Genomic DNA, 23,744 nt, shown 5'->3' on the forward strand with positions numbered 1-23,744 from the left:
CGCGCCCGCGGGCAGCGCCCCCTGCGACAATCCGCGCGCACCTGCCCTGCCCGTCATTCCGGCGCTCAATGGCTCCTTGCGGCAGCAGCTCGATACAACATCCACAGACCCGTCATTTAATTTCCATCCGATTTGCGTTATGGAGGCCCCACCCATCGCATGCCAAAGTCCCGAGGAGGAAACATGGCCAAGAAAAAAGTCGCAATGCTGACGGCCGGCGGGCTCGCGCCCTGTCTGTCATCTGCCGTTGGGGGGCTGATCGAGCGCTACACCGACGTCGCGCCCGAATATGAGCTGGTCGCCTATCGCTCCGGCTACCAGGGCGTGCTCTTAGGCGACCGCATCGAGATCACCCGCGACATGCGCGAGAAGGCGCATCTCCTGCACCGCCATGGCGGCTCGCCGATCGGCAACAGCCGCGTCAAGCTCACCAACGCGGCCGACTGCGTCAAGCGCGGCCTCGTCAAGGATGGCGAGAACCCGCTGCGCATCGCCGCAGAGCGGCTTGCCAATGACGGCATCTCGATTCTCCACACGATCGGTGGCGACGACACCAACACGACCGCGGCCGACCTTGCCGCCTATCTCGGCGCCAACGGCTACAACCTGACCGTGGTTGGCCTGCCGAAGACCGTCGACAACGACGTCGTGCCGATCCGCCAGACGCTCGGCGCCTGGACGGCCGCCGAATACGGTGCCCGCTTCTTCGACAATGTCAGCAACGAGCAGAGCGCCGCACCGCGCACGCTGGTCGTCCATGAGGTCATGGGCCGCCACTGCGGCTGGCTGACCGCGGCCACCGCCCGCTCCTATATCCAGACGATCGACGACAAGGAGTTCGTCGACGGCTTCATGATGAACCGGCAGATGAAAAACATCGACGGTCTCTACCTGCCGGAGATGAAGTTCGATCTGCAGGGCGAGGCCGATCGTCTGCGTAAGATCATGGACCGCACCGGCTTCGTGACGCTGTTCGTCAGCGAAGGCGCCTGCCTCGATGCGATCGTCACTGAGCGGGAAGCGGCCGGCGAAACGATCAAGCGCGATGCCTTCGGCCACGTGAAGATCGACACGATCAATGTCGGCAACTGGTTCTCGAAGCAGTTCGCAGCACTGCTCGGCGCCGAGCGCGCAATGGTGCAGAAGTCCGGCTACTACGCCCGCTCGGCCCCTGCCAACGGCGACGACCTGCGCCTGATCCAGAGCATGGTCGACCTCGCCGTCGAAAGCGCGCTCAACAAGGTCTCCGGCGTCACCGGTCACGACGAGGACCAGGGCGGCAAGCTGCGCACGATCGAGTTCCCGCGCATCAAGGGCGGCAAGCAGTTCGACACCTCGGTCAAGTGGTTCGGCGACGTGATGGACGTCATCGGCCAGAAGTGGCAGGCGCAGAAGCACTGACCATGCGAACCCCGGCGGGTGCGTATGCCGCCCGCCGACAACGCCTGATTTAAAAGATTGACGGCTCCGCGTTTCCATGGCTGGCTCGGCCAATTCATTGCCGAGATCTAGTTAAACGCGGAGCTTTTTCATGTCCTTTGAACATTGGTTTGCCTTTGCCGCAGCCTCTGCCGTGCTGCTCGCCATTCCCGGCCCCACCATTCTTCTCGTCATTTCCTATGCGCTCGGCCACGGCCGCAAGACGGCAGGCGCCACCGTCGCCGGCGTCGCGCTCGGCGACTTCACCGCGATGACCGCCTCCATGCTCGGCCTCGGTGCGCTGCTGGCGACCTCGGCGGCGATCTTCACCGTGCTGAAATGGGTGGGAGCGGCCTATCTCATCTGGCTCGGCATCAAACTCTGGCGCACGCCGGTCGCAACCGGCGGCGATGCCGACGTCGAAACCACCCCCACCGAGCGCCCGCTGCGCATCTTCTTTCACACCTATGCGGTCACCGCGCTCAATCCGAAGAGCATCGTCTTCTTCGTCGCCTTCCTGCCGCAGTTCCTCGATCTCAGCCAGCCGCTCTTCACGCAGATGGCGATTTTCGAGCTCACTTTCCTGACGCTCGCGATCGTCAATGCCAGCCTCTACGCGGCCCTTGCGACCGCGGCGCGCAGCACGATCTCGCGGCCTAATATTCGCCGCATCGTCAACCGCGCCGGCGGCTCCATGCTCATCGGCGCAGGGCTTCTGACGGCGACGATGAAGCGCGCCTCGGCGTGAAAATGTCGCCCGCGCTTGCCGCCGCCAGCCTCATAGGTTAATGGAGATTCACTCTTGGCGGCTGGCAACCGCTGATTTGCAGGGGCTACGGGGCCCAGAAGCACGAAAGTGACAGAATGGCGAAGTACCGTATTTCCCTTACCAAACAGACGTTTGGCGTGGCAGCTATACTGTCGGCGACCATCGTCTCGGGATGCTCAACGGTAGAGCACACGTCGCTCGAAGAACTGACGGCCGTGCAGACGGTCACCCCGCTCGCAAAGCCCGGAACTGAAATGACGGCCTACGCGCTGCCCACGCCTGATGGTGTGGCCACCGCAACGAGCGCTGTGCTTATGGCACAGACGGCAGCCCAGGCATCGGGCATCGCGGTCACCTATCCGGTCGCGGCTGACCTGGCACAAGGCGCCGAAGCCGCCCCCTCGATGGTCGCGGTCCCCGCCGCCAAGCCGGGCGACTCCATGGCGCTTGCCATGGTCGCTCCGACAACGCAAACGAATGCGACCGCTGCCATAGCCGCCGCCGGAACCCCGCTGTCGGGCGACGCGACGCAGCTGGCGGAAGCAGCCGCTTCGCCCGCCGCGACCAAGACGGCCCGCGTCCAGGATCTTCCGGTTTCGACGCTCGCAGTTGCCGCCGCGATGGAATCGGACTTCGACACCGGCGAGCCCGTCGGTCTCGAAACGCTGGTCGCCAACCGCATGATCGTGCCGACCGAGCGTCCGAAGACCGGTGTCATCGGCTCGACGGTCGCAGCCGTTGCCAGCGTCATTCCGGATTCGATGAAGCTCACCAAGGCGCCGACCAGCTCACGTCCCGACCTCGACAAGCTGATCAAGTATTATGCCGATCTGAACGACATTCCGGTCGAGCTGGTTCACCGCGTCGTCAAGCGCGAGAGCAACTACAATCCGCGCGCCTACAGCAAGGGCAATTACGGCCTGATGCAGATCCGCTACAACACCGCCAAGGGCCTCGGCTATGACGGTCCGGCGGAAGGCCTGTTCGACGCCGAAACCAACCTCAAATACGCGACGAAGTATCTGCACGGCGCCTGGATGGTGGCCGACAACAAGCACGACGGCGCGGTCAAGCTCTATGCCAGCGGCTACTACTACCACGCCAAGCGCAAGGGCCTGCTCGAAGAACTCGGCATGAAGTGAGCGAAGCCCGCTTACTGATATTCGAACCGTTTTATGAGGCGCTCAATCGAGCGCCTCTATTATTTTGGCATTGAGCTTCTGTACGTCGTAGCCGAGCCTCGAAGGCGTGAGCCCCAGCCGGACCACCGCGAGCTTCAGCGAAGGCACCAGCATGATCGCCTGGCCGTCATGGCCGAGCATCCAGAAGGCGTCCGCCGGGAAACTGCCGGAACCGGCGCGCACGCCGTTTTCTTCCAGCCACACCTGGCCCTGGCCGTATTTGCCGCCTGAAGCCTTGGCCGGTGCGCGCATGAAGGCGACGTAGTCCTTCGGCAGCATCGCCCTCCCCTTCCAGACGCCATCCTGCAGCAGGAACTGCGCGAAGCGCGCCCAGTCCTGCGCGGTGGCATACATATAGGACGAGCCGACGAAGGTGCCGCTCGCATCGGTTTCGAGCACGGCGCTGCTCATGCCCAAGGGCGCAAACAGGGCGTCATGCGGGAAGGCAAGTGCCGCCGCCGGATCCTCGAAGGTCCGCATCCAGATGCGCGACAGCAACGTGCTCGTGCCGCTGGAATAGCTGAACGTCGCGCCGGGATCGGACGTCAGCGGCTTGGTGGCCGCATAACCCGCCATGTCCTTCTCAAGATAGAGCATGCGCGTCACGTCGGTGACGTCGCCATAGTTCTCGTTGAATTCGAGACCGCTCTGCATGCCCATCAGATCGGCAAGCGTGATGCTGGCCCGTTCGTCGCTCGCCCACTCCGGCAGGAGCCCGGCACGCGCCACTTCCATTCGGCCCTCGGCCACACGCAGTCCGATCAGCGCCGCCGTGACCGATTTCGTCATCGACCAGCCGAGCAACGGCGTCGAGCGGTCAAAGCCCCGACCATAGCTCTCGGCGACCAGGCGGCCATCGCGAATGACGGCAATCGCCCGCGCGCCCGGACCGGCGAGATCGGCATCTTCGATAAGTCTCTGCAGGGCGGGATCGATCGCGGCTCCCTCGCCTTCCGGCCAAGGCGCTTCGGAAGCCGGCGCCGCCACAGCCGCCGCGGTCGTGATCGGCGGCAGGCTCGTTCCGCCGCCATCCGGCAGGCTCGTGCATCCTGCGCCCGGCCGGTAGGCGGCGTAGCCCGCCGCTGCAAAGCCGAGGATCCGTGCGGTCACCATCTGTTTTTCCGGTTCGACGGCAACCTTCACCAGCTTCAGCAAGGGGTGTCCCGGCGCCTGGACATCATCGGCCAGCACCGACTGGGCATCGCGTCGCGCAATGAAGACATTGGAGCAGACGATCTTCGCGGCGTACCCATCGCCGACCTTGAGCAATTCCGGCGGCGCGAGCGCGAGCCAACCGAACAGCGCGACGACACCCAACACCAGCGCCGCACCTGATATCCTCAACATGCGTCTCATGCGTTCCCTCCGGCCGTCTCAAATATCCTTGGAGTCTTGCCGACCAAGGACAGAAAGATGCAGCAATTCAAACAGCGGTGGTACTGGTCCGATGGGACGCGCGGTCGCTGTCGAGTTGCAGAGAGAACCAGCATTTCGCCGACAGGAAAAGCCCGCAGACTGCAAGTTTCCAATTTCTGGGGAATGGGGACCCTGGAGTGCTGGTCCCGCGGCGTTAGGCCGAGCGTCGCAAATCCGCCGCTTCGCCTGTCTCAGGCAATGCCGCCACATCCGTGAGCGCCGGCGATATCCACGGACCGCGGACTTCCGCGGCGCCGCTTGCCTGCGCGCAATCCATCTCGCTTTGCTTTTCGATGCCGCGCACGGCGATCGGCAGGCGCAGTACCTGGCCGGTCTTGATGAGGCAGGCGAGCAGCGCAACGCTGCGCTCGCTGCCGTGGGTCGCCCGGATGGCGGTAAGATCGATGGTCACCTGGTCGGGCTGCAGTTCGGCAATCAGGTTCAAGGGCAAGGATGAACCGGCGCCGCCGCCAAGCACAATCCGCGCACCAAGCGCGCGCAACCCCTGGAGATTTTCGGAAATCAGGGCGAGATCTTCGGTCGAAAAGTCCCCGGTGATCTCGATCGTCAGGCGTCCCGGCGGCAAGCTCGCCTCGGCGAGGCATTGCCTGACCTGCGCAACAAAGTCTCGATCCTTGAGTTGCGGGGCGAAGGGGGCGACCGTCAGTCCGGTCGGCGAAGCCCAGCGGGCAGCCTCCGTGCAGGCCGTCTGAAGTGTCCAATAGCCAAGCGAAAGCGCACTCGTGCTCTGCTCAGACGGCTCTATGAAGGCTTCCGCGCCGATGACGCCGCGAAGCGGGTGCCGCCAGCGCAGCAGCGCCTCGAAAGCGCGGATGGCTCCGCTTGCCGTCCCGGCAATCGGCAGGAATTCGAGGAAGAATTCGTCGTTCTCGAGCCCGCGTGCCACATCGCGCTCGGCCTCCGCCCGCTGCCGGGCGGCGTGGGTCAGCGTTTCCGAGTGGAAGGCGTGGCTATTGCCGCTCATCGCCTTCGCCTCGTAGAGCGCCAGGTCCGCACGCTTCAGCACGTCGCCCGTTGCCGTATCGCTTCGCTCGACGAAGGCGATGCCTATGCTGCAGCCGGATGCGACCCGTGCATCGCCAAGATCGAACGGCGCTTCGAACAATGCCTTTACCCGCATTGCGAGTATTTCCGCTTCGACCTGTGACGCGGCATCGGCCGCTGCAAGCACGAACTCATCTCCGCCGAGCCGGTAGACGGTTGCCTCCCCGGAAAAGGCGCGCCTCAGCCGGGCACCGAAGAGTGCAAGCAGCCGGTCGCCGGCATCGTGACCCATCGTATCGTTGATCGCCTTGAACCGGTCGAGATCAAGTAGGAGCAGGGCATTGCGCTCGAAGGCCGGCCCTTCGGCACAAAGCGCCTGACGAATGTCCGCTTCCAGCGCCGCGCGATTTGCGAGACCTGTGAGCTTGTCGCGGTGGACCTCGTGGCGCAAGCGCCGCTCGGCGCGGCGCGCTGCATGCAACTCGTGTTCGAGGCGGCGCGAGTAACGCCAGCGATAGAAGGACCCGCCGAGGAGGAACGGCATGGCGCCAGCCGCAAGCATTGTCGGAACATCCCAATTCGATTGTTTTGCGAGCACGGTTTCCGTCGCCAGCCACGCCGCGGAAACCAGAGCCCCCAATGCCGCGCCGGCAACCGCAAATCGCTGCTCGGGCTTCGGCAGAAACGTTCTTAACATCATGTCGACGCCCCCGAATATGAGCCGGTGCTAGCACGCCAGGGTTTAATGATTTCTTATGGGTGAAAAATAGTATGGCGGCCGTTCGAGCGCGCTCTGGGGGCTGTGGAAACCTCGTCATCAAAGTGTAGCGGAGTCACTTTAGAAGCGGCTAAGTTTCAACTGGATGACCGGCAGAGATGACCGAACTAGCCCCCGACGTCGGCTTTGGCAGAAAAAATCCGAAGCTGAAAAACGCCCTGCTCCAGCACAAGACCTTTTCCCTTGCCGGCCTCTCGGAGCGTCTCTTCGGCCTGCTTTTTTCCGGTCTTGTCTACCCGCAGATCTGGGAAGATCCGATCGTCGACATGGAAGCGATGCAGCTCGGCCCGGAGCACCGGATCGTCACTATCGGCTCCGGCGGCTGCAATATGCTGACCTATCTGTCGGCCGGCCCGCGCAAGATCGACGTCGTCGACCTCAACCCGCACCACATCGCGCTGAACCGCCTCAAGCTCGCGGCCTTCCGCCATCTGCCGAGCCACAAGGATGTCACGCGTTTCCTGGCGACCCAGGGCACGGCCACCAACGTCCAGGCCTTCGACCTCTTCATTGCGCCGAAGCTCGACACCGCGACGCGCAGCTACTGGAACGGCCGCGACCTGACCGGCCGCCGCCGCATCGGCGTCTTCGGCCGCAACATCTATCGCACCGGCCTGCTCGGCCGCTTCATTGCCGCAAGCCACCTGCTCGCCCGTCTACACGGCGTCAACCCGGAAGAATTCGTCCAGGCCGGCTCGATGCGCGAGCAGCGGCAATTCTTCGACGAGCGCCTGGCACCGCTTTTCGATCGCCCCGTCATCCGCTGGATTACCGGCCGCAAGAGCTCGCTATTCGGGCTTGGCATCCCGCCGCAGCAGTTCGACGAGCTGGCAAGCCTCAGCAGCGAGAAGTCGCTCGCCGCCGTGCTGCGCCATCGGCTTGAAAAGCTCACCTGTCACTTTCCGCTGCGGGAAAACTACTTCGCCTGGCAGGCCTTTGGGCGCCGCTATCCGCTGCCGCACGAAGGCGAGCTACCGCCCTACCTCAATGCCCGCGCCTACGAGGCGATCCGCAACAATGCCGAGCGTGTCGAGGTCCACCACGCAAGCTACACCGAGCTCCTGGCGAGCAAGCCGGCGGCTTCCGTCGACCGCTACATCCTGCTCGATGCCCAGGACTGGATGACCGACCAGCAGCTCAACGATCTCTGGACCGAGATCACCCGCACGGCCGATACCGGCGCGATCGTCATCTTCCGCACGGCGGCAGAAGACAGCATCCTGCCCGGCCGTGTCTCCTCGGCCCTGCTCGACCAGTGGCACTACGATGCCGAAGCATCGGTCAAGCTCGGCGCCGAAGACCGCTCCGCCATCTATGGTGGTTTCCACATCTATCGGAAGAAGGCTTGAGCCGATGCGTGAGGCCGGGATTTCGCACGCGCGGCGCATGGACCACATGTACCGCTACCAGCGGCATTTCTACGATCTGACGCGGAAGTACTATCTCTTCGGCCGCGACACGCTGATCCGGGAGATGAACCCGGCCCCCGGTGCCTCTGTGCTCGAAGTCGGCTGCGGCACCGGGCGCAATCTGGCGCTGATCGGCCGCTGCTTCCCTTCGGCCCGTCTCTTCGGCCTGGACATTTCCTCGGAAATGCTGACCTCCGCCGATGCAAAGCTCAACCGTAGCGGCAAGCGCCGTGCCGAACTTCAGGTCGCCGACGCCACGGATTTCGACCCCGCCATCTTCGGCGAGCGCGGCTTCGATCGCATCGTCATCTCCTATTCGCTGTCGATGATCCCCGATTGGCAGAAGGCGATCGAAGCGGCCATCGCCGCGCTCAATCCAGGCGGCTCGCTGCACATCGCCGATTTCGGCCAGCAGGAGCGCCTGCCGGCGAGCTTCCGCCGCGCGCTGCACGGCTGGCTCGATCGCTTCCATGTCACGCCACGCGCAAACCTCTTCGAGGTTCTGCGCGAGAAGGCGAGAGTAAACGGCGCCGATCTCGAACGCCGCGCGATCGGTCGCGGCTACGCCTGGCTTGCGGTCTATCACCGCCCGGCCGTCGCAATCGCCGCCTGAAACCGGGAACCCGTCGCGCGGTCGGCAGGGATCGCCCCTATCTCACGTCGCCCGAGAGCACCGAAATCACCAAGGGGATTTCGCGTTGGAGTAGAAATCGGCGAACTCCCGCCCACCTGCAATTCCCGCTTGAGCTAACCCAATTTTTACGATGATATGGTGAAGATGAGGTTCACGCCTCGCGGGGGAAATCACCGATATGAAAGCCATCGTGTGAGGCAGGATCGTCGCTCGTCTCTAGACAGGTACCTCATGCGCCGGCTTCTTCTGGCTCTACTGCCCATTGCCACCCTCCTTTCCGCCTGTTCGTCGACCGATTACGACCTGATGCAGACGGCATCGATCCCGCCGCGCTTCCAGGATACGGACCCGCAGAACTTCGGCGACCGCACCCCGCAGCACCACAACATCCACGGCATCGACGTCTCCAAATGGAATGGTGATATCGACTGGATGAAGGTGAAGAATTCGGGCGTCTCCTTCGCCTTCATCAAGGCGACGGAAGGCAAGGACAGGGTCGACACGCGCTTCAACGAATATTGGCAGCGGGCGCGTGCCGCCGGCATCCCCTACGCGCCCTATCACTTCTACTATTTCTGCTCGACCGCCGACGATCAGGCCGACTGGTTCATCGCCAATGTGCCGAAAAGCGCGGTCTATCTGCCTCCGGTGCTCGACGTCGAATGGAACGGCGAATCGAAGACCTGCCGCCACCGCCCGACGCCAGGCGAAGTCCGCGCCGAGATGAAGCACTTCATGGATCGCCTCGAAGCCCATTACGGCAAACGCCCGATCATCTACACCTCGGTCGACTTCCACCGGGACAATCTCGTCGACCAGTTCAAGGACTATCACTTCTGGGTGCGCTCGACCGCCAAGCACCCGAAAGACGTCTATGTCGAGCGCCGCTGGGCCTTCTGGCAGTACACCAGCACCGGCGTTATCCCGGGCATCGACGGCAGTACCGATATCAATGCCTTCGCCGGCTCGGCGAAAAACTGGAAGAACTGGGTCGCAGCAGTCTCACAGCCGAAGTAAGACCGGCATTCTTGCCGGCAACCGCGGCAAGGCACCCCATTTTCTTCTTTCGGTCATAATGCTCTGGAAGAGCAAAGGCAGATTTACAGCGCCCGCACATCTCCAAGGACGCGCAAAGGTCGCTGTAACATTTTTGAACCGCTGCATGATTTGTCCCTAAATCGGTGACGATTTAAGGCGTTATGCAGGTCATCCAGCAATTTGCTGCCCGTGGTGGTGTCTCCCGCACCCCGCGGCCAAAGAAAGGAATTATGATGATCCGGACTACCCGGCACGCCCTGGCCTCCGTCGCCCTCCTGGCGCTTACCGCCTCCACCGCCTTCGCCCAGACCGCGCCCCAGACGGGCACGCAGAGCGCCGCTCCGGCTGCTGCCTGCGGCGGCGACCTCGGCGCGTTTCTTCAGGGCGTGAAGGCCGAAGCTGTCGCCAAGGGTGTTCCGGCCGATGTCGCCGATCGTGCGCTCGCAGGCGCCGTGATCGACCAGAAGGTGCTGAGCCGCGACCGCACCCAGGGCGTCTTCAAGCAGACCTTCACCGAGTTCTCCAAGCGCACGGTCAGCAAGTCGCGCCTCGATATCGGCCAGCAGAAGATGAAGGAATATGCCGACATCTTCGCCCGCGCCGAGAAGGAATTCGGCGTGCCGGCCCCCGTCATCACCGCCTTCTGGGCGATGGAAACCGACTTTGGTGCCGTGCAGGGCGACTTCAACACCCGCAATGCTTTGGTGACGCTCTCGCACGACTGCCGCCGCCCGGAAATGTTCCGACCGCAGCTGATCGCGGCCATCGAGATGGTCCAGCACGGCGATCTTGACCCGGCAACGACCACCGGCGCCTGGGCCGGCGAGATCGGCCAGGTGCAGATGCTGCCGGAAGACATTATCGCCTATGGCGTCGATGGCGACGGCGATGGCCACGTCAACCTGAAAAAGAGCTCGCCTGACGCGATCCTGACCGCGGCCAAGTTCATCCAGAGCCTCGGCTTCAAGGCTGGCCAGCCCTGGATCCAGGAAGTCAGCGTTCCCGAAGAACTCCCCTGGGAAAAGACCGGCCTGCAGACGGGCATGAAGGCTTCGGACTGGTTCGCGCTCGGCGTCAGCCCACGCGACGGCAACACCGCCAACGGCAATCTCGAAGCCTCGCTGGTGCTGCCGCAGGGCCGCAAGGGTGTGGCCTTCCTGACCTACCCGAACTTCAACGTCTATCTCGAGTGGAACCAGTCGTTCATCTACACGACCTCGGCCGCCTACTTCGCAACCCGCCTCGCCGGCGCGCCGACCTATGAAGGCGGCAACCCGGAACCGGGCCTCGACGATGTCGCCATGAAGGCGCTGCAAACCAAGCTCCAGACGCTCGGCCACGACGTCGGCAAGGTCGACGGCATCCTCGGCTCCGGCACCCGCGCCGCACTCCAGAAGGAGCAGCTCCGCCTCGGACGTCCCGCCGACGGCTGGGCCACGTTGGAACTTTTGAACGCGCTCTAGAGCAATTCCAGGAAAAGGGTGAAACGGTTTTCCGTCCGGAATTGCGCAATTTCAAACAGTTGGAGCAATTCGCCGTTTCAATGAAACAGTGAAATGCTCTAAAGCCTGTCGCGCAAAAGTGCGCAGCGGTTTTGCGACAACGACATGCGAAATATCAAGAACTTAAAGCGCACGGAGCAAATCTGAAAAATCGCGACGCGCTTTAGGTGAACCTCGGGCCACCGATGTGGCTCGTGCGCAGGATGCATCACCCCGGGGATCGGAACCGATCTCCGGGGTTTCTTGTATCTGCGGTCCAGGCGCCACGACCGCAGATGGGACCGCCCATGCCCGAACGCCCCCTTGCTCACGAATACGACAAGAACCGGGTGGTCCCGGCGAAGGCGCCGGGCTATGAAATAATCGTCAGATCGCAACCGGTCCGGGAATGTCGGGCGCAGCTTTTGCGCCACGATCACGATTCTCCGCCTGGGCGAGGCTGACGGACGATGCAATCAGCACGGACAGGCACACCCATGAATGCGCGAGCCACAGTCGACGGCCATCAGATGAGCGTCAGAACCTGGGCGCTGCTCGCCCTGCTCGGTCTCATCTGGGGCGGGTCCTTCTTCTTCGCCCGCGTGGCCGTTGCCCATGTGCCGCCATTCACGCTGGTGGTGCTGCGTCTGGGCCTGGCGGCACTTGCGCTGCATCTCTATATCCGCGGCCGCTTCGGCATGTATCAGGCACTTTCCGGACGCTGGCGTGAATTTGCGCTGATGGGACTGATCAACAACGCCATTCCGCACGCCTTCATTTTCCTCGGCCAGACCCAGATCGGCGCCGGCCTGGCGGCGATCCTCAACGCCACGACGCCGGTCTGGACCGTCATTATCGCCAACATGGCGACCGAGGACGAGAAGCTGAGTTCTGCCAAGATCGCCGGCTGCCTGCTCGGCCTTGCCGGTACCGTGGTGCTGATCGGGCCGAGTGCGGTTGCCGGCCTGTTCGGTACGACGAGCGGCGTTCCGCTCTGGGCGCTCGTCCTTCCGGTGCTGGCCGCCGTCAGCTATGGCCTTGCGGCAACCTACGGCAAGCGCTTCCGAAATCTTGCACCGCCGGTGACGGCCGCCGGCCAGCTCACCGCTTCGACGCTGATGATGCTGCCCGTTGCGGCCTTCACGGATGCGCCCTGGACCTTGCCGATGCCGCCAATGGAAGCAACGCTTGCCATCCTCGGCCTCGCGCTCGTCTCGACCGCCTATGGATACATTCTCTTTTTCCGGATCATGGCGGAGGCCGGCGCCACCAACGCTTCGCTCGTCACCCTGCTGGTACCGCCAAGCGCGATCCTGCTCGGCTATCTCTTCCTCGGCGAAACCCTGCAGCCGGCCGATGTCGGCGGAATGGCGCTGATCGCCCTTGGGCTCGCCGTGCTCGACGGCCGCATTCTGCGGCTCAAACGTGCCGTCTGAACGGGGAATCGAACCGCCGAATTCGTGCCCTTCTGAAGCGCTCACGCACGGTTACAAACGTTTATATTAACCTTGCGGAAGCGATTGTGAAAAAAATGTGGCAGCCTGAAAAAGATAAATATCTCAATATTATAGCCCTGTGAATAAGGCCGCTCCCCCTCACGGATTTCGCACTGCAGCACAAGTTTCGCTTTAACACATCGTGATTTCGCCCTATGTTTTAACGCGTTAACGCAGGGAGGGTCATCCATGGGCCTTACACATTCGCTGAATGTCCTCATGATCAGTGCAGCGTTCGTATTCGTGGCCACGATGCTCTTCATCTGATGAGCGGCTGCTGAGAGTCCAAACCGAATAGGGACTTAAATTTCCGGAAATCCATTTTGCAGCACCAAGCAAACTAGACCGCCAAGAGAGCAAAGGGTCTAATCGCTGCGACAAACAAGAAAGCGCCTGAAGATCGATCTTCAGGCGCTTTCTTTTTGATGGTATTTCCGCCCGGGAAATCGGGTTCGGATCCTGGGTTCAGGCGGCGGCGCCCGCCGCCCTCGTCCGTGGCGCTTCGTCGAGAGCATCGTTCGCCTCGAGCGCCACCTGCTCGAAACCGACGAGATCCAGGACCGCGGTCACCAGCGGCGAACGGTTCATTGTGTAGAGGTGGAAGTCGCGAACACCGCGTCGGGCGAGATCGACGATCTGCTCGGCAGCGATATGGGTCGCCTCCTTGAAACGCTCGACCGGCTGGTCTTCCAGATGCACGAGCCGGGTGACGATCGCCTCCGGCACGCTCGCGCCACAGAGGCCGGCAAACTTCTGCACCTGCGCCAGATTGTTGATCGGCAGGATGCCCGGCACGATCGGAATGTTGATACCGGCGCGGCGCACCCGTTCGAGATAGCGCTCGAAATCGTTGTTGTCGAAAAAGAACTGGGTCAGTGCCCGGTTGGCTCCGGCATCGACCTTGCGCTTCAGCATGTCGATATCGGCGGCCACGTCAGGGCTCTCCGGATGCTTCTCCGGATAGGAGGAGACGGAAATCTCGATATCGTCGCCCCGCGCGCGGATCGCCCGCACCAGGTCGGTGCTGCTCGCATAGCCGTCCGGATGCGGCTGATAGGCGGTGCCGATGCCGCCCTGCGGGTCGCCGCGCAGCGCCACGAAATGGCGGACGCCATAATCGATGTACTCATCGATGACCGCATCGACTTCCGCCTTCGGTGCGCCGACGCAGGTCAGGTGCGCGGCCGTATTGGCAAAGCCCTTCTCCTCGACCATCCGCCGCACGGTCGTCAGCGAGCGCGCCTTGGTCGAGCCGCCTGCGCCGTAGGTAACCGTCACGAAGGCAGGACCGAAGATGGAAAGATCTCCCGCCGTCTGGAAGAGTTGCACTTCCATTTCGTCGGTCTTGGGGGGGAAGTACTCGAAGGAGAGCCTCAGATTGCCACGCTCGGCCGGATAAAGCGTCTGTGCCGTCATTCTCAAACTCCCCCTGCATGGACGCGCGGCCGCGGCGTTTCATTCTCATTCACGGCGCGCCGGTCGCGCGCCAGCCAGATCGTCACCGTCAGCTTTTCTTCCTCGGCCCCTTCCGGCGAAAGGTCCGTGGTCTTTTCGAGCACCAGGCCGGCCTTGGCGAGCCAATCGGAGATTACCTGATGCGAGAAGCCAAGGCGCGCATGGGCGTGTTCGTCGCGCAGATGCTCGAGCCCGTGCGGCGCAAAGTCGATGATGACAAGACGACCGCCCGGCATCAGCATGCGTGCAGCTTCCGCAATCGCCGCCTCCGGCTCGTCGAGGAAATGCAGCACCTGGTGAATGGTGACGAGATCGAAGGCGTGCCCGTCGAGCGGCAGGTTGAAGATATCGCCATGCCGGATCGACGCCTTGGTGATGCCGGCGCGTTCGAGATTGGAGCGCGCAACGGCCAGCATGTCGCGGCTGGCATCGACGCCGACGCCGCGACGGTAGAGCCCTTCGAAGAGCTGCAGGATGCGCCCGGTGCCGGTTCCGAGATCGAGCAGGCTCTCGACCGGTTCGTCGCCGACCATCTCGCGCAGCTTCGCCTCGACGTCGCGCTCGCTGACATGCAGGCGGCGAAGCTCGTCCCAGCCAGCAGCGTTGCGGCTGAAATAGGCCTGCGCCTTCTCGGCCCTCGCCTTCTTCAGCGTGGTCAGCCGCGCCGCATCGCGCGAAAGCACCGCGTCGTCAGCAGACGCCGACGCCAGCATGGCCCGCACGAGCCCGACGCGGGCGCCATCCTGCCTGAGACGGAAATAGGCCCAGGCGCCTTCCTGATAACGATCAATGAGTTCGACTTCGGCAAGCAGCTTCAGGTGCCGCGAAATACGCGGCTGCGATTGCCCGAGAATTTCGGTAAGATCGGTAACGGTGAGGTCGCCGGCGGCAAGCAAGGCGACGAGACGCATGCGGGTCGGCTCTCCTGCCGCCTTCAGCACGTCCACCAGCGCATCCAGACCCAGTTCTTTCTGAACAGCCATCGCGATCCCCATCAACACATAAAGATATGTTTATGTGATTTGCGAGGTCGGTGCAAGCGGATTTGCGCGGAAAGGCCGAACAATGACGCTTGCGGAACAGGGCATGCAAAGGAAAACGGGCGGAGCCTGCGCTTCGCCCGTTCCCGTACAATAGACTTTCAGTTCCAGCGTTCGCGGCGCTGCCGCGGTGCGCTGGGCGCCGCAAGGAAATGCGGCGCCTTGGCTCTGATCAGCGCGTCAGGCGCTTGTAGGTGACGCGCTTCGGGTTGACCGAGTCCGGGCCGAGGCGGCGGATCTTGTCCTTCTCGTAGTCTTCGAAGTTGCCTTCGAACCATTCGACCTGGCTGTCGCCTTCAAAGGCGAGGATGTGCGTTGCCAGGCGGTCGAGGAACATGCGGTCGTGGCTGATGATAACGGCGCAGCCGGCGAAGTTTTCCAGCGCGACTTCGAGTGCTGCGAGCGTCTCGGTGTCGAGGTCGTTGGTCGGTTCGTCGAGCAGCAGCACGTTGCCGCCGGCCTTCAGCATCTTGGCGAGGTGAACGCGGTTGCGCTGACCACCTGAGAGGTTGCCGACCTTCTGCTGCTGGTCGCCGCCCTTGAAGTTGAAGGTCGAGCAATAGGCGCGCGAGTTCATCTCGTACTTGCCGAGCTTGATGACTTCGGCACCGCCGGAGATTTCTTCCCACACGGTCTTGTTGCCGTCGAGCGCATCGCGGCTCTGGTCGACATAACCGAGATGCACAGTGTCGCCGATGCGGATCGAGCCGCTATCGACCTGCTCCTGGCCTGTGATCATGCGGAAAAGCGTCGTCTTACCGGCGCCGTTCGCGCCGATGATGCCGACGATGCCGCCCGGCGGCAGCTTGAGCGACAGGCCGTCGATCAGCAGGCGATCGCCGTAGCCCTTGGTAACGCCCTCCATCTCGATGACCACCTGGCCGAGACGTTCGCCGACCGGGATGATGATCTGCGCGTCGCCCGGACGCTGGTTTTCCGCCGCGTTGACCAGTTCGTCATAGGAGCGGATACGTGCCTTGGACTTGGCTTGGCGGGCCTTGGGGCTCGATGCGATCCACTCCTGTTCGCGGGCAATCGCCTTCTGGCGGGAGGCCTCTTCACGGCCCTCCTGCTGCATGCGCTTGGCCTTGGCGACGAGATAGGCCGAGTAGTTGCCTTCGTAGGGAATGCTGCGGCCACGGTCGAGCTCGAGGATCCAGCCGGTGACGTTGTCGAGGAAGTAGCGGTCGTGGGTGATCATCAGAACGGCGCCCGGATATTCGCGCAGGTGCTTTTCGAGCCAGGCGATGGTCTCGGCGTCAAGGTGGTTGGTCGGTTCGTCGAGCAGCAGGAGGTCCGGCTGCGAGAGCAGCAGCTTGCAGAGCGCGACACGGCGCTTTTCACCGCCGGAAAGGCTGGTGACGTCGGCATCACCCGGCGGGCAGCGCAGCGCTTCCATGGCCATCTCGACCTGGCTTTCGAGATCCCAGAGGTTCTGGCTGTCGATGATGTCCTGGAGCTTCGCGCCCTCTTCCGCCGTCTCGTCGGAATAGTTCATCATCAGTTCGTTGTAGCGCTCGACGATCGCGGTCTTCTTGGCAACGCCTTCCATCGCGTTCTCAAGCACCGTCTTCGTCGGATCGAGCTGCGGCTCCTGCGGCAGATAGCCGACGGTGGCACCCTCGGCTACCCAGGCTTCGCCGGTGAATTCCTTGTCGAGGCCGGCCATGATGCGCAGAACCGTCGACTTACCGGCGCCGTTCGGGCCGAGGATACCGATCTTGGCGTCCGGGTAGAACGACAGATGAACGTTCTCGAGAACCTTCTTCGCGCCGTAGGACTTATTAAGTCCGGCCATATGATAGATGAACTGACGTGCCATAAGGGAATGCTCCGCAGGGAAAGGAAATTTGCCCGCTATGTAGGCGAATTATAGGAAGGGGGCAATGAGCAAAGGCATTCGCCCCGGCTTGTCCCCCCACCTATCCCATGCGGCAACCCTGCGCCTCCAGCGCTTTCGCTGCCGAAGAACAGTGCCCGCGAAGCCGGTCAGCTTCGCCCGGCCGTATCGGCAATACCCTTGGCGCATTTGAATTCGGTCGGTCCCGCCGCCTGGATCAGCGGTGCAAGGCTGGACGCCTTCATGACGTCGCCGGTCAGCCCGATCGTCAACCCGGTGATGATGCTGCGCCCCTGAACCGTCTGGCAGCGCATGCGCACCCGGTCGCCGGCGCCAGTGCCAAAACTCTGGTCGAAGGCCTGCTTGATCGTCGCCTCGTCGAGTTCGGAGCCGATGCGCTGGCGAAAGAGCGCGCCGACCGCCGAGCGGTTGAGCTCCTCCAGCATGCGCAGCTGCGCCGAGAAATAGTCGTCGACCGAGCCGCTCTGGCAGGTGCCGCTGCGCAGCCACTGGTGCCGGTCGAGGCCGGATTGCACGCCGGGCATGGCGATCAGCAGCCGCGCCGCCGTGTCGTCTGCCATTGCGAGTTTCGGCAGTTCAAGCCAGCTGCCCTTGCGATCCTGCGCACGCACCTCGGCCGTTACCCCGCAATAGCTTTTGCGCAGGGGCCAGAGGCCATGCAGCGAGAGATTGATGGCGTCGAAACGCTCTGCGGTCTGGCTTTCGCATTCCTTGCGTTGCGGCCGCGTTTCGCAGAAGCCCGGCTGCCAGCTCACCGCCAGCACATATTCCGTGCGGCTGGTCGCGCCTTCGGAACCCCCTTGTTCCGACATTTCCTCGCCGGCAGCAAAGGCGGCCGGCGCAAGGAACAGCGCCAACGCCGCCAGCAGTCCTGCCATCGGACCCGATATCGCCTTACAGAAACTAACCATGATATCCTCCTGCGGAAACAAAACAGGAACGAATATCGCTCAAAACGGGAAAATTGCAACTCTTAATTAAGATGAGCGCACATTCGCGTGTGACCTCATGCGCAACGAGCAACAAGCGGCGATTGCCTTTGCCTTGCAAATCGATTTGATATCGAATTGGTCTGTCGTTGTTGCCGGGGGAAATCGTGTTCGGGCAGGTGAAGACACATCAGAGCCCGACCGGAGCCACCTTGAGCTGGCGCCATTTCCCCGCGACCGCTCATGCGCGCGGCATCCTCCTCATCAGCCACGGCCTTGCCGAACATTCCGGCCGCTACGCCCGCTTTGCCGAAGCGATGGCCGCGCATGGCTTCCAGGTCTATGCCCACGACCATCGCGGCCATGGCGAGACGCGCGCGCCCGACGCCCCGCTCGGCATGTTCTCGAGCCGCGACGGCCTCGACAAGATCTTCGCCGATATCCGGGCTGTGCGCGAAATCGCGACCGCCGCCCATCCGGGTCTTCCCGTCATCCTCTTCGGCCATTCCATGGGCGGGCTGATTGCGCTGAACGCAGCCGAGGCTGATCCCGGCCTCTATGATGCGCTCGCCGTCTGGAACTCCAATTTCCGTCCCGGCCTCGCCGGCCGCGGCGGCCAGATGATCCTGAAAATCGAGAAGGCGCTGAAGGGTTCGGATGTGCCGAGCCCGCTCCTGACCAAGCTTACCTTCGGCATGTGGGGCGGCGCGATCAAGGATCGCAAGACCGATCTCGACTGGCTCTCGCGCGACGATGCCGAGGTCGCGAAATACGCGGCCGACCCGCTCTGCGGTTTCGATGCGACCGTCTCGCTCTGGCTCGACCTTTTCCGGCTATCCTTCGGCGGCGCCCGGCCCGACCGGCTGACGCGGCTCCGCAAGGACCTGCCCATTCATCTCGTCGGCGGCAGCGCCGACCCGTCAACCGAGATGGGCAATGCCATTCGCTGGCTCGGCGCCAAGATGAAAGCGGCCGGTCTGACCAACGTTACCGTCACCGTTTATGACGGCATGCGCCACGAGACCCTCAACGAACTCGGCCGGGAACAGGCGACGGCGGACTTCGCCGCCTGGTGCTTGGGCGCCATCGCAGGCAGGCGCTGACCGGAAATATCATGGCCGACATGTCTCTTCAAAAGATCGCCACGGACCACAACCGCATCTCCTTCGGGCTGACGCTGATGGTGATCTCGGTGCTCCTGTCGCCGCTGATCGACATCTTCGCCAAGCTGGCGATCGCGACCGTCCCCTCGGCCGAAATCACCGCCGTCCGGTTCCTGCTTCAGGTCGTCTTCATCCTGCCGATCGTGCTCTTCCGCGGCAGCCTCTTTGATCTCACCTGGCGCAAGACCGGGCTCCATGCGTTGCGCGGCGGCCTCCTGGTCGTGACGATGCTCTCCTTCATCACCACGCTGAAGGTGATGGAGGTTGCCGACGCAATTGCGATCTTCTTCGTCGAGCCGATCATCCTGACGATCCTCGGCAGCATCTTCCTGAAAGAGACCATCGGCTGGCGGCGTTACACCGCCTGCGGCGTCGGCTTCTTCGGTGCGCTGCTCGTCATCCAGCCGAGCATGCAGGAGGTCGGCTGGATCGCGCTTCTGCCTGTTGTCGCCGCCTTCGGCCTTGCCGTGTTCCTGCTCGTCACCCGCATGGTCGCGCAGAACGAGGACCCCTGGTCGATGCAATTTCATGCCGGCATCTGGGGCGGGCTCTTCTGCCTCGTGCTGCTCTATTTCGGCGAAGGCACGGGTTCCGGCATCTTCGATCCGGTCTGGCCGCAGGACTACACCTGGTACTATCTGCTCGGCGTCGGCGTCACCGCCACCATCTCCGGCGTGCTCGGCGTCTATGCCTATCGCGCCGCCCCGGCTTCAGTGCTGGCGCCGCTGCAATATCTCGAAATCGTCTCGGCGACGATCTTCGGCTGGCTCGTTTTCGGCGATCTGCCTGATGCACTGAAGTGGCTCGGCATCGCCATCATCATCGGCTCCGGCCTCTACATCATCTGGCGCGAGCGCCGCATACACAAGGACACGAGCGTCGCTCCGGTGTCGCCAGCCATCTGACAACAACAATCAGACTACAAAAGAAAGACCATCGGGAGGAAGATCATGAAAACTGGAGGCCAGCTCGTCGTCGACGCACTCGTCGCCAATGGCGTGAAACGCATCGCCTGCGTGCCGGGGGAAAGCTACCTGGCCGTGCTGGATGCGCTCTATGACACCGACATCGACGTGCTCGTCTGCCGCCAGGAAGGCGGCGCCGCAATGATGGCGGATGCCTGGGGCCGGCTGACCGGTGAGCCCGGCATCTGCATGGTGACCCGCGGCCCCGGCGCGACCAACGCTTCGGCGGGTCTCCATGTCGCACGGCAGGACTCGATTCCGATGATCCTCTTCATCGGCCAGGTGCAGAGCGAGGCGCGCGAGCGCGAAGCCTTCCAGGAGATCGAGTACCGCCGCGCCTTCACCGAAGTGGCCAAATGGGTGGGCGAGATCGACGATCCCGCCCGCATTCCGGAGTTCATCACCCGCGCCTTCGCCGTCGCCACGTCCGGCCGCCCCGGCCCCGTCGTGCTGACGCTGCCCGAAGACATGCTGACCCGCAGCGCCGAGGCGCCGGCCGCCAAGCCCTACCAGCCGGTCGAAGGCCATCCGGGCCCGGCGCAGGTAAAGCGGCTCGGCGAAATGCTTGCCGCCGCCAAGCGGCCGATCGCCATTATCGGCGGCACCCGCTGGACCTCGGAAAGCGTGGCGGATTTCCAGCGCTTCGCCGAGCGCTGGAAGCTGCCCGTCGGCTGCTCCTTCCGCCGCCAGATGCTCTTCGATCACCTGCATCCGATGTATGCCGGCGATGTCGGCATCGGCATCAACCCGGCACTCGCCAAGGAGATCAAGGAAGCGGATCTCGTGCTGCTTCTCGGCGGCCGCTTCTCGGAAATGCCGTCCTCCGGCTACACGCTGATGGATAGCCCCTACCCGCGCCAGACGCTGGTGCATGTGTATCCCGATAGTTCCGAGCTCGGCCGCGTCTACCGGCCGGAGCTGGCAATCGCCGCAAGCCCGAACGACTTCGTCGCCGCCCTCGAGGGCCTTGCGCCCGCAGGCGAATCCGTCTGGTCCGAGCGCACCGAAATCATGCACGCAGCCTATCTCAAATGGTCTACGCCGCCGGAGACCGGTCCAGGTGCGGTGCAAATGGGCCCGATCATGAACTGGATCGAGGCGAACACGCCTCAGGATACCATCTTCACCAACGGCGCCGGCAACTATGCCACCTGGGTGCACCGCTTCCACCGCTTCCGCCGCTTTGCGACGCAGGCCGCACCCGCCTCCGGCTCGATGGGTTACGGCCTGCCGGCCGCCGTTGCCGCCAAGCAGCTTCATCCGGATCGCGAGGTCATCTGCTTTGCCGGCGATGGCTGCTTCCTGATGCATGGACAGGAATTCGCGACCGCCGTGCGCTACCGCCTGCCGATCATCACCGTCGTCGTCAACAACGGCATCTACGGCACCATCCGCATGCACCAGGAACGCGAATATCCCGGCCGTGTCAGCGCCACCGACCTCACCAATCCGGATTTCGCGGCGCTCGCCCGCGCCTATGGCGGACACGGCGAAACGGTCGAGAAGACGGAAGAATTTGCCGACGCGTTCCTCAGGGCGCGCGCCAGCGGCAAACCGTCGGTCATCGAGATCAAGCTCGATCCGGAGGCGATTACGCCGACGCGTACGCTGAGCGAGATCAGGAACGGCTGAGCAGGTCTTGTTGGCGAAGGTTCAATCACGGCGCGGACGCGCCGTGGCTGGATTCCTGTGACAAGCACAGGAAAGAGGGCGTTGGGACCTAGCACCCCGGTCATCCGACGTAGTCAGCCTCCGTGGAAACCAGGCATAACTATGCGGCAGCATCTCCTGGCATTCCCTCATTCCTGTGCTTGTCACAGGAATCCAGCAGCGCCGCGTCGGCGGCGCGGGAAATAGCCACGCCTGCAACCGACCCTATCCTGCGACCCGAGCCGCCTACTCGAGCCACTCCGTCGAAAACGCGCCGGCCGCATGCAGGTCGGTCGTCTCCAGCCGGCCGGGCCCGAGATTCTCGAACTTGTGCGGCACATTGGCCGGCGCCACGACGATCTCGCCGGCTTCAGCATCGATGGTGCGGTCGCCGACGGTAAAGCGCGCCCGGCCGACGCGCACGATGAAGGTCTCGGGATAGGGATGGCGGTGCAGTTTCGGCCCATCGCCGACGCGGTCAGTGCAAAAGAAAATCACCGAGAGGCCCGCGCCATAGGGACCGCCCTCAAACTCGCCCTTCCAGACCTCGGGCTCATCCGCCCATTGCTCGCGCGTGATGAGATGCGCTTCGGCCATGCCGATCCTCCGTCGTTCGTTCAAACGAACGCGACCGAGCGCGATCTACAAAACTGGCGTCTGGCTCAGCCGCGAATATGCTGGGTCTGCTGGTAAACGGCCGTCGAGCGCGCGCCGGAGCGGCAATAGCCGAGCATCGGGCGCTGGAACTCGTCGAGCGCATCGACCATGCTCGTTACCGCGTCTGCCGTCACACCCATCGGGCCGACGGGAATGTGTTTGGTTTCGATGCCGAGCTCTTCGGCGCGGGCAGCGATCGAATCGAAGGTCGGCTGATCCGGCGCCTCGAAATCCGGGCGGTGGCAGACGATGGACTTGAAGCCGAGCGCTTTGATCTGGTCGAGATCCTCGACGGTGATCTGGCCGGAGACCGAGTATTCGTCGTTGATCTGGCGGATGTCCATGGTCGTCTTCCTCAGGAAATGTGGTGGCCTCTGATGTAGGCGCAGCCCTTCCCCGCGTCAATTCAAAAGCCGCGTGTTCCAGATGCCAGATCAGGCAACTGAGAAGGCGATCGCGTAGCTCCGTGCCTCACCCGGCAGGAGCGGGATCAACTCTCCGGCCGCCGCCAGCTCCGGACGCTTGGCGATGCGGTGCGACACCGGCTCGATGCTGATCACATCCGCCTCGCCGCGCTGACAGCGCCACATCTGCAGGAAGGGCAGCGTGTCGATGCGGAACCGCACCTGGAGATTGCGCCCACCGAGCCCGGCAAGGCCTGCGAGGGTGACATCCGACCAGCCGTCGAGACCGATGGCCGCTGGCAGGCAAAAATGCGCACTCTCGCCATTGCCGAAGCGCCAGATGCTCTCCCCGTCTGCAAGCGACGCGCTGAGGATACGGGTGTCCGGCCCGAGCAGCCTGCCGGCGATGTTGACGTGATACATCATCATCGGCGGAAAGGCCGAGGTCCCCACGTTGACGACGCGATCCTCGAGCACGACTTCGTGCCGCCCGGGATCGATCCGCCACCGCCGCTCGATCCGGGCCTGCCCTCCATCGGCGAGCGCCACCTCGATCGTCGCCGTGCACTCGGCTCCATCGCTCGCCATCTGCGTGTGGCTGACCGCAGTCCCGGCAAGCGACCCATGCAGCGGGTAGTGCGCCCCTCCCGCTCCGCCCTCGATCGGCTCAGGATGGCGGATATGGTCGGGGCCGCAGGTGAAGAGAAAGCCGGCAAGCGCCCGGTCGATCCTGATATCGCCATCGGAGGGGATCGCGGCACCCGGCGACAGGTCGACGCCATCGACGACGAAGGCGGCGATGTCGAGCGCGGAAAGACGATCGAACAGCACATGATTCTCTGGGCCGTCCGCAGGTTCTTCGAGCGTTCTCAGCATGTCCTCTTCCTCTAATCGGCCGTAGAATCACTGCAATCACAAAGCGATGATATCTGAGGAGAGCCACATTTCATTGGTTGAAGCCGAAGTCTGCTCCGCCTAGATAGAATTTAACCGC

The 23,744-nt window shown here is 63.4% G+C and carries 20 protein-coding genes; 11 read left to right on the forward strand and 9 right to left on the reverse strand.

Annotation, left to right across the window (positions count from 1 at the left end):
- The first annotated feature begins 183 nt into the window (after positions 1–183).
- From ACTJKM_RS05155 to ACTJKM_RS05165, 3 genes are all read left to right on the forward strand, one after another.
- Positions 184–1,401 (forward strand): pyrophosphate--fructose-6-phosphate 1-phosphotransferase, encoded by a 1,218-nt coding sequence (locus ACTJKM_RS05155; RefSeq protein WP_057253446.1) that lies wholly within the window; start codon positions 184–186, stop codon positions 1,399–1,401.
- Positions 1,402–1,531: 130 nt separating this feature from the next.
- Positions 1,532–2,167 carry a LysE family translocator gene (locus tag ACTJKM_RS05160; RefSeq protein ID WP_058326759.1) on the forward strand — a complete coding sequence of 212 codons (636 nt, stop codon included), beginning with the start codon at positions 1,532–1,534 and terminating at the stop codon, positions 2,165–2,167.
- A gap of 116 nt (positions 2,168–2,283) precedes the next feature.
- Positions 2,284–3,330 carry a transglycosylase SLT domain-containing protein gene (locus ACTJKM_RS05165; protein WP_440659988.1) on the forward strand — a complete coding sequence of 349 codons (1,047 nt, stop codon included), beginning with the start codon at positions 2,284–2,286 and terminating at the stop codon, positions 3,328–3,330.
- Positions 3,331–3,372: 42 nt separating this feature from the next.
- On the opposite strand, the gene ACTJKM_RS05170 is transcribed toward ACTJKM_RS05165, so the two are convergent.
- Both ACTJKM_RS05170 and ACTJKM_RS05175 read right to left on the reverse strand, forming a co-directional pair.
- Positions 3,373–4,725, reverse strand: a complete 1,353-nt coding sequence (locus ACTJKM_RS05170; protein WP_058321235.1) for a serine hydrolase domain-containing protein — start codon at positions 4,723–4,725, stop codon at positions 3,373–3,375.
- Positions 4,726–4,939: 214 nt separating this feature from the next.
- Complete coding sequence (locus ACTJKM_RS05175) at positions 4,940–6,490, reverse strand: putative bifunctional diguanylate cyclase/phosphodiesterase (RefSeq protein ID WP_440659989.1); 1,551 nt, start codon at positions 6,488–6,490, stop codon at positions 4,940–4,942.
- A 176-nt stretch (positions 6,491–6,666) separates the two neighbouring features.
- Here ACTJKM_RS05175 and ACTJKM_RS05180 point away from each other — a divergent pair, with 176 nt between their 5' ends.
- The 5 genes from ACTJKM_RS05180 (at position 6,667) to ACTJKM_RS05200 (ending at position 12,566) form a co-directional block, all read left to right on the forward strand.
- Complete coding sequence (locus ACTJKM_RS05180) at positions 6,667–7,917, forward strand: DUF3419 family protein (RefSeq protein ID WP_057253435.1); 1,251 nt, start codon at positions 6,667–6,669, stop codon at positions 7,915–7,917.
- 4 nt (positions 7,918–7,921) lie between these two features.
- Complete coding sequence (locus tag ACTJKM_RS05185) at positions 7,922–8,590, forward strand: class I SAM-dependent methyltransferase (protein ID WP_058321233.1); 669 nt, start codon at positions 7,922–7,924, stop codon at positions 8,588–8,590.
- Positions 8,591–8,842: 252 nt separating this feature from the next.
- A complete protein-coding gene (locus ACTJKM_RS05190) occupies positions 8,843–9,628 on the forward strand; it encodes a glycoside hydrolase family 25 protein (RefSeq protein ID WP_058321232.1) in 786 nt (261 codons plus the stop codon).
- Positions 9,629–9,882: 254 nt separating this feature from the next.
- A complete protein-coding gene (locus ACTJKM_RS05195; protein WP_440659990.1) occupies positions 9,883–11,112 on the forward strand; it encodes a lytic murein transglycosylase in 1,230 nt (409 codons plus the stop codon).
- 515 nt (positions 11,113–11,627) lie between these two features.
- The gene (locus tag ACTJKM_RS05200; RefSeq protein WP_058321864.1) at positions 11,628–12,566 is read left to right on the forward strand and encodes a DMT family transporter; all 939 of its coding nucleotides are present in this window, start codon (positions 11,628–11,630) and stop codon (positions 12,564–12,566) included.
- A gap of 525 nt (positions 12,567–13,091) precedes the next feature.
- On the opposite strand, the gene metF is transcribed toward ACTJKM_RS05200, so the two are convergent.
- The 4 genes from metF to ACTJKM_RS05220 form a co-directional block, all read right to left on the reverse strand.
- A complete protein-coding gene (gene metF, locus ACTJKM_RS05205; RefSeq protein WP_440659991.1) occupies positions 13,092–14,042 on the reverse strand; it encodes a methylenetetrahydrofolate reductase [NAD(P)H] in 951 nt (316 codons plus the stop codon).
- A 2-nt stretch (positions 14,043–14,044) separates the two neighbouring features.
- Entirely contained in the window at positions 14,045–15,064 is a 1,020-nt protein-coding gene (locus ACTJKM_RS05210; RefSeq protein WP_058321869.1) for an ArsR/SmtB family transcription factor, read from the reverse strand.
- 229 nt (positions 15,065–15,293) lie between these two features.
- Entirely contained in the window at positions 15,294–16,943 is a 1,650-nt protein-coding gene (ettA, locus tag ACTJKM_RS05215) for an energy-dependent translational throttle protein EttA (RefSeq protein ID WP_057253423.1), read from the reverse strand.
- A gap of 167 nt (positions 16,944–17,110) precedes the next feature.
- Positions 17,111–17,893 (reverse strand): ribonuclease T2, encoded by a 783-nt coding sequence (locus ACTJKM_RS05220; protein WP_440659992.1) that lies wholly within the window; start codon positions 17,891–17,893, stop codon positions 17,111–17,113.
- A 185-nt stretch (positions 17,894–18,078) separates the two neighbouring features.
- Here ACTJKM_RS05220 and ACTJKM_RS05225 point away from each other — a divergent pair, with 185 nt between their 5' ends.
- Genes ACTJKM_RS05225 through ACTJKM_RS05235 form a run of 3 tightly spaced genes read left to right on the forward strand, consistent with a single transcriptional unit; the run spans position 18,079 to position 21,671 of the window.
- Positions 18,079–19,014, forward strand: coding sequence for an alpha/beta fold hydrolase (locus ACTJKM_RS05225; RefSeq protein WP_058326764.1), 936 nt, complete (start codon positions 18,079–18,081; stop codon positions 19,012–19,014).
- An 11-nt stretch (positions 19,015–19,025) separates the two neighbouring features.
- Positions 19,026–19,979, forward strand: a complete 954-nt coding sequence (locus ACTJKM_RS05230) for a DMT family transporter (protein WP_113514468.1) — start codon at positions 19,026–19,028, stop codon at positions 19,977–19,979.
- Between the two features lie 45 nt (positions 19,980–20,024).
- Positions 20,025–21,671 carry a thiamine pyrophosphate-binding protein gene (locus ACTJKM_RS05235; RefSeq protein WP_440659993.1) on the forward strand — a complete coding sequence of 549 codons (1,647 nt, stop codon included), beginning with the start codon at positions 20,025–20,027 and terminating at the stop codon, positions 21,669–21,671.
- 264 nt (positions 21,672–21,935) lie between these two features.
- Here ACTJKM_RS05235 and ACTJKM_RS05240 read toward each other — a convergent pair whose 3' ends face one another.
- From ACTJKM_RS05240 to ACTJKM_RS05250, 3 genes are all read right to left on the reverse strand, one after another.
- On the reverse strand, positions 21,936–22,286 hold the full coding sequence (locus ACTJKM_RS05240) for a cupin domain-containing protein (RefSeq protein ID WP_058321860.1): 351 nt from the start codon (positions 22,284–22,286) through the stop codon (positions 21,936–21,938).
- 65 nt (positions 22,287–22,351) lie between these two features.
- Positions 22,352–22,690, reverse strand: a complete 339-nt coding sequence (locus ACTJKM_RS05245; RefSeq protein ID WP_057253408.1) for a TIGR01244 family sulfur transferase — start codon at positions 22,688–22,690, stop codon at positions 22,352–22,354.
- Positions 22,691–22,780: 90 nt separating this feature from the next.
- Positions 22,781–23,623 (reverse strand): DUF4432 family protein, encoded by an 843-nt coding sequence (locus ACTJKM_RS05250; protein WP_440660030.1) that lies wholly within the window; start codon positions 23,621–23,623, stop codon positions 22,781–22,783.
- Positions 23,624–23,744 lie beyond the last annotated feature (121 nt).

The sequence above is a fragment of the Ensifer sp. 22460 genome, from assembly GCF_052044935.1.
Classification (GTDB): domain Bacteria; phylum Pseudomonadota; class Alphaproteobacteria; order Rhizobiales; family Rhizobiaceae; genus Ensifer.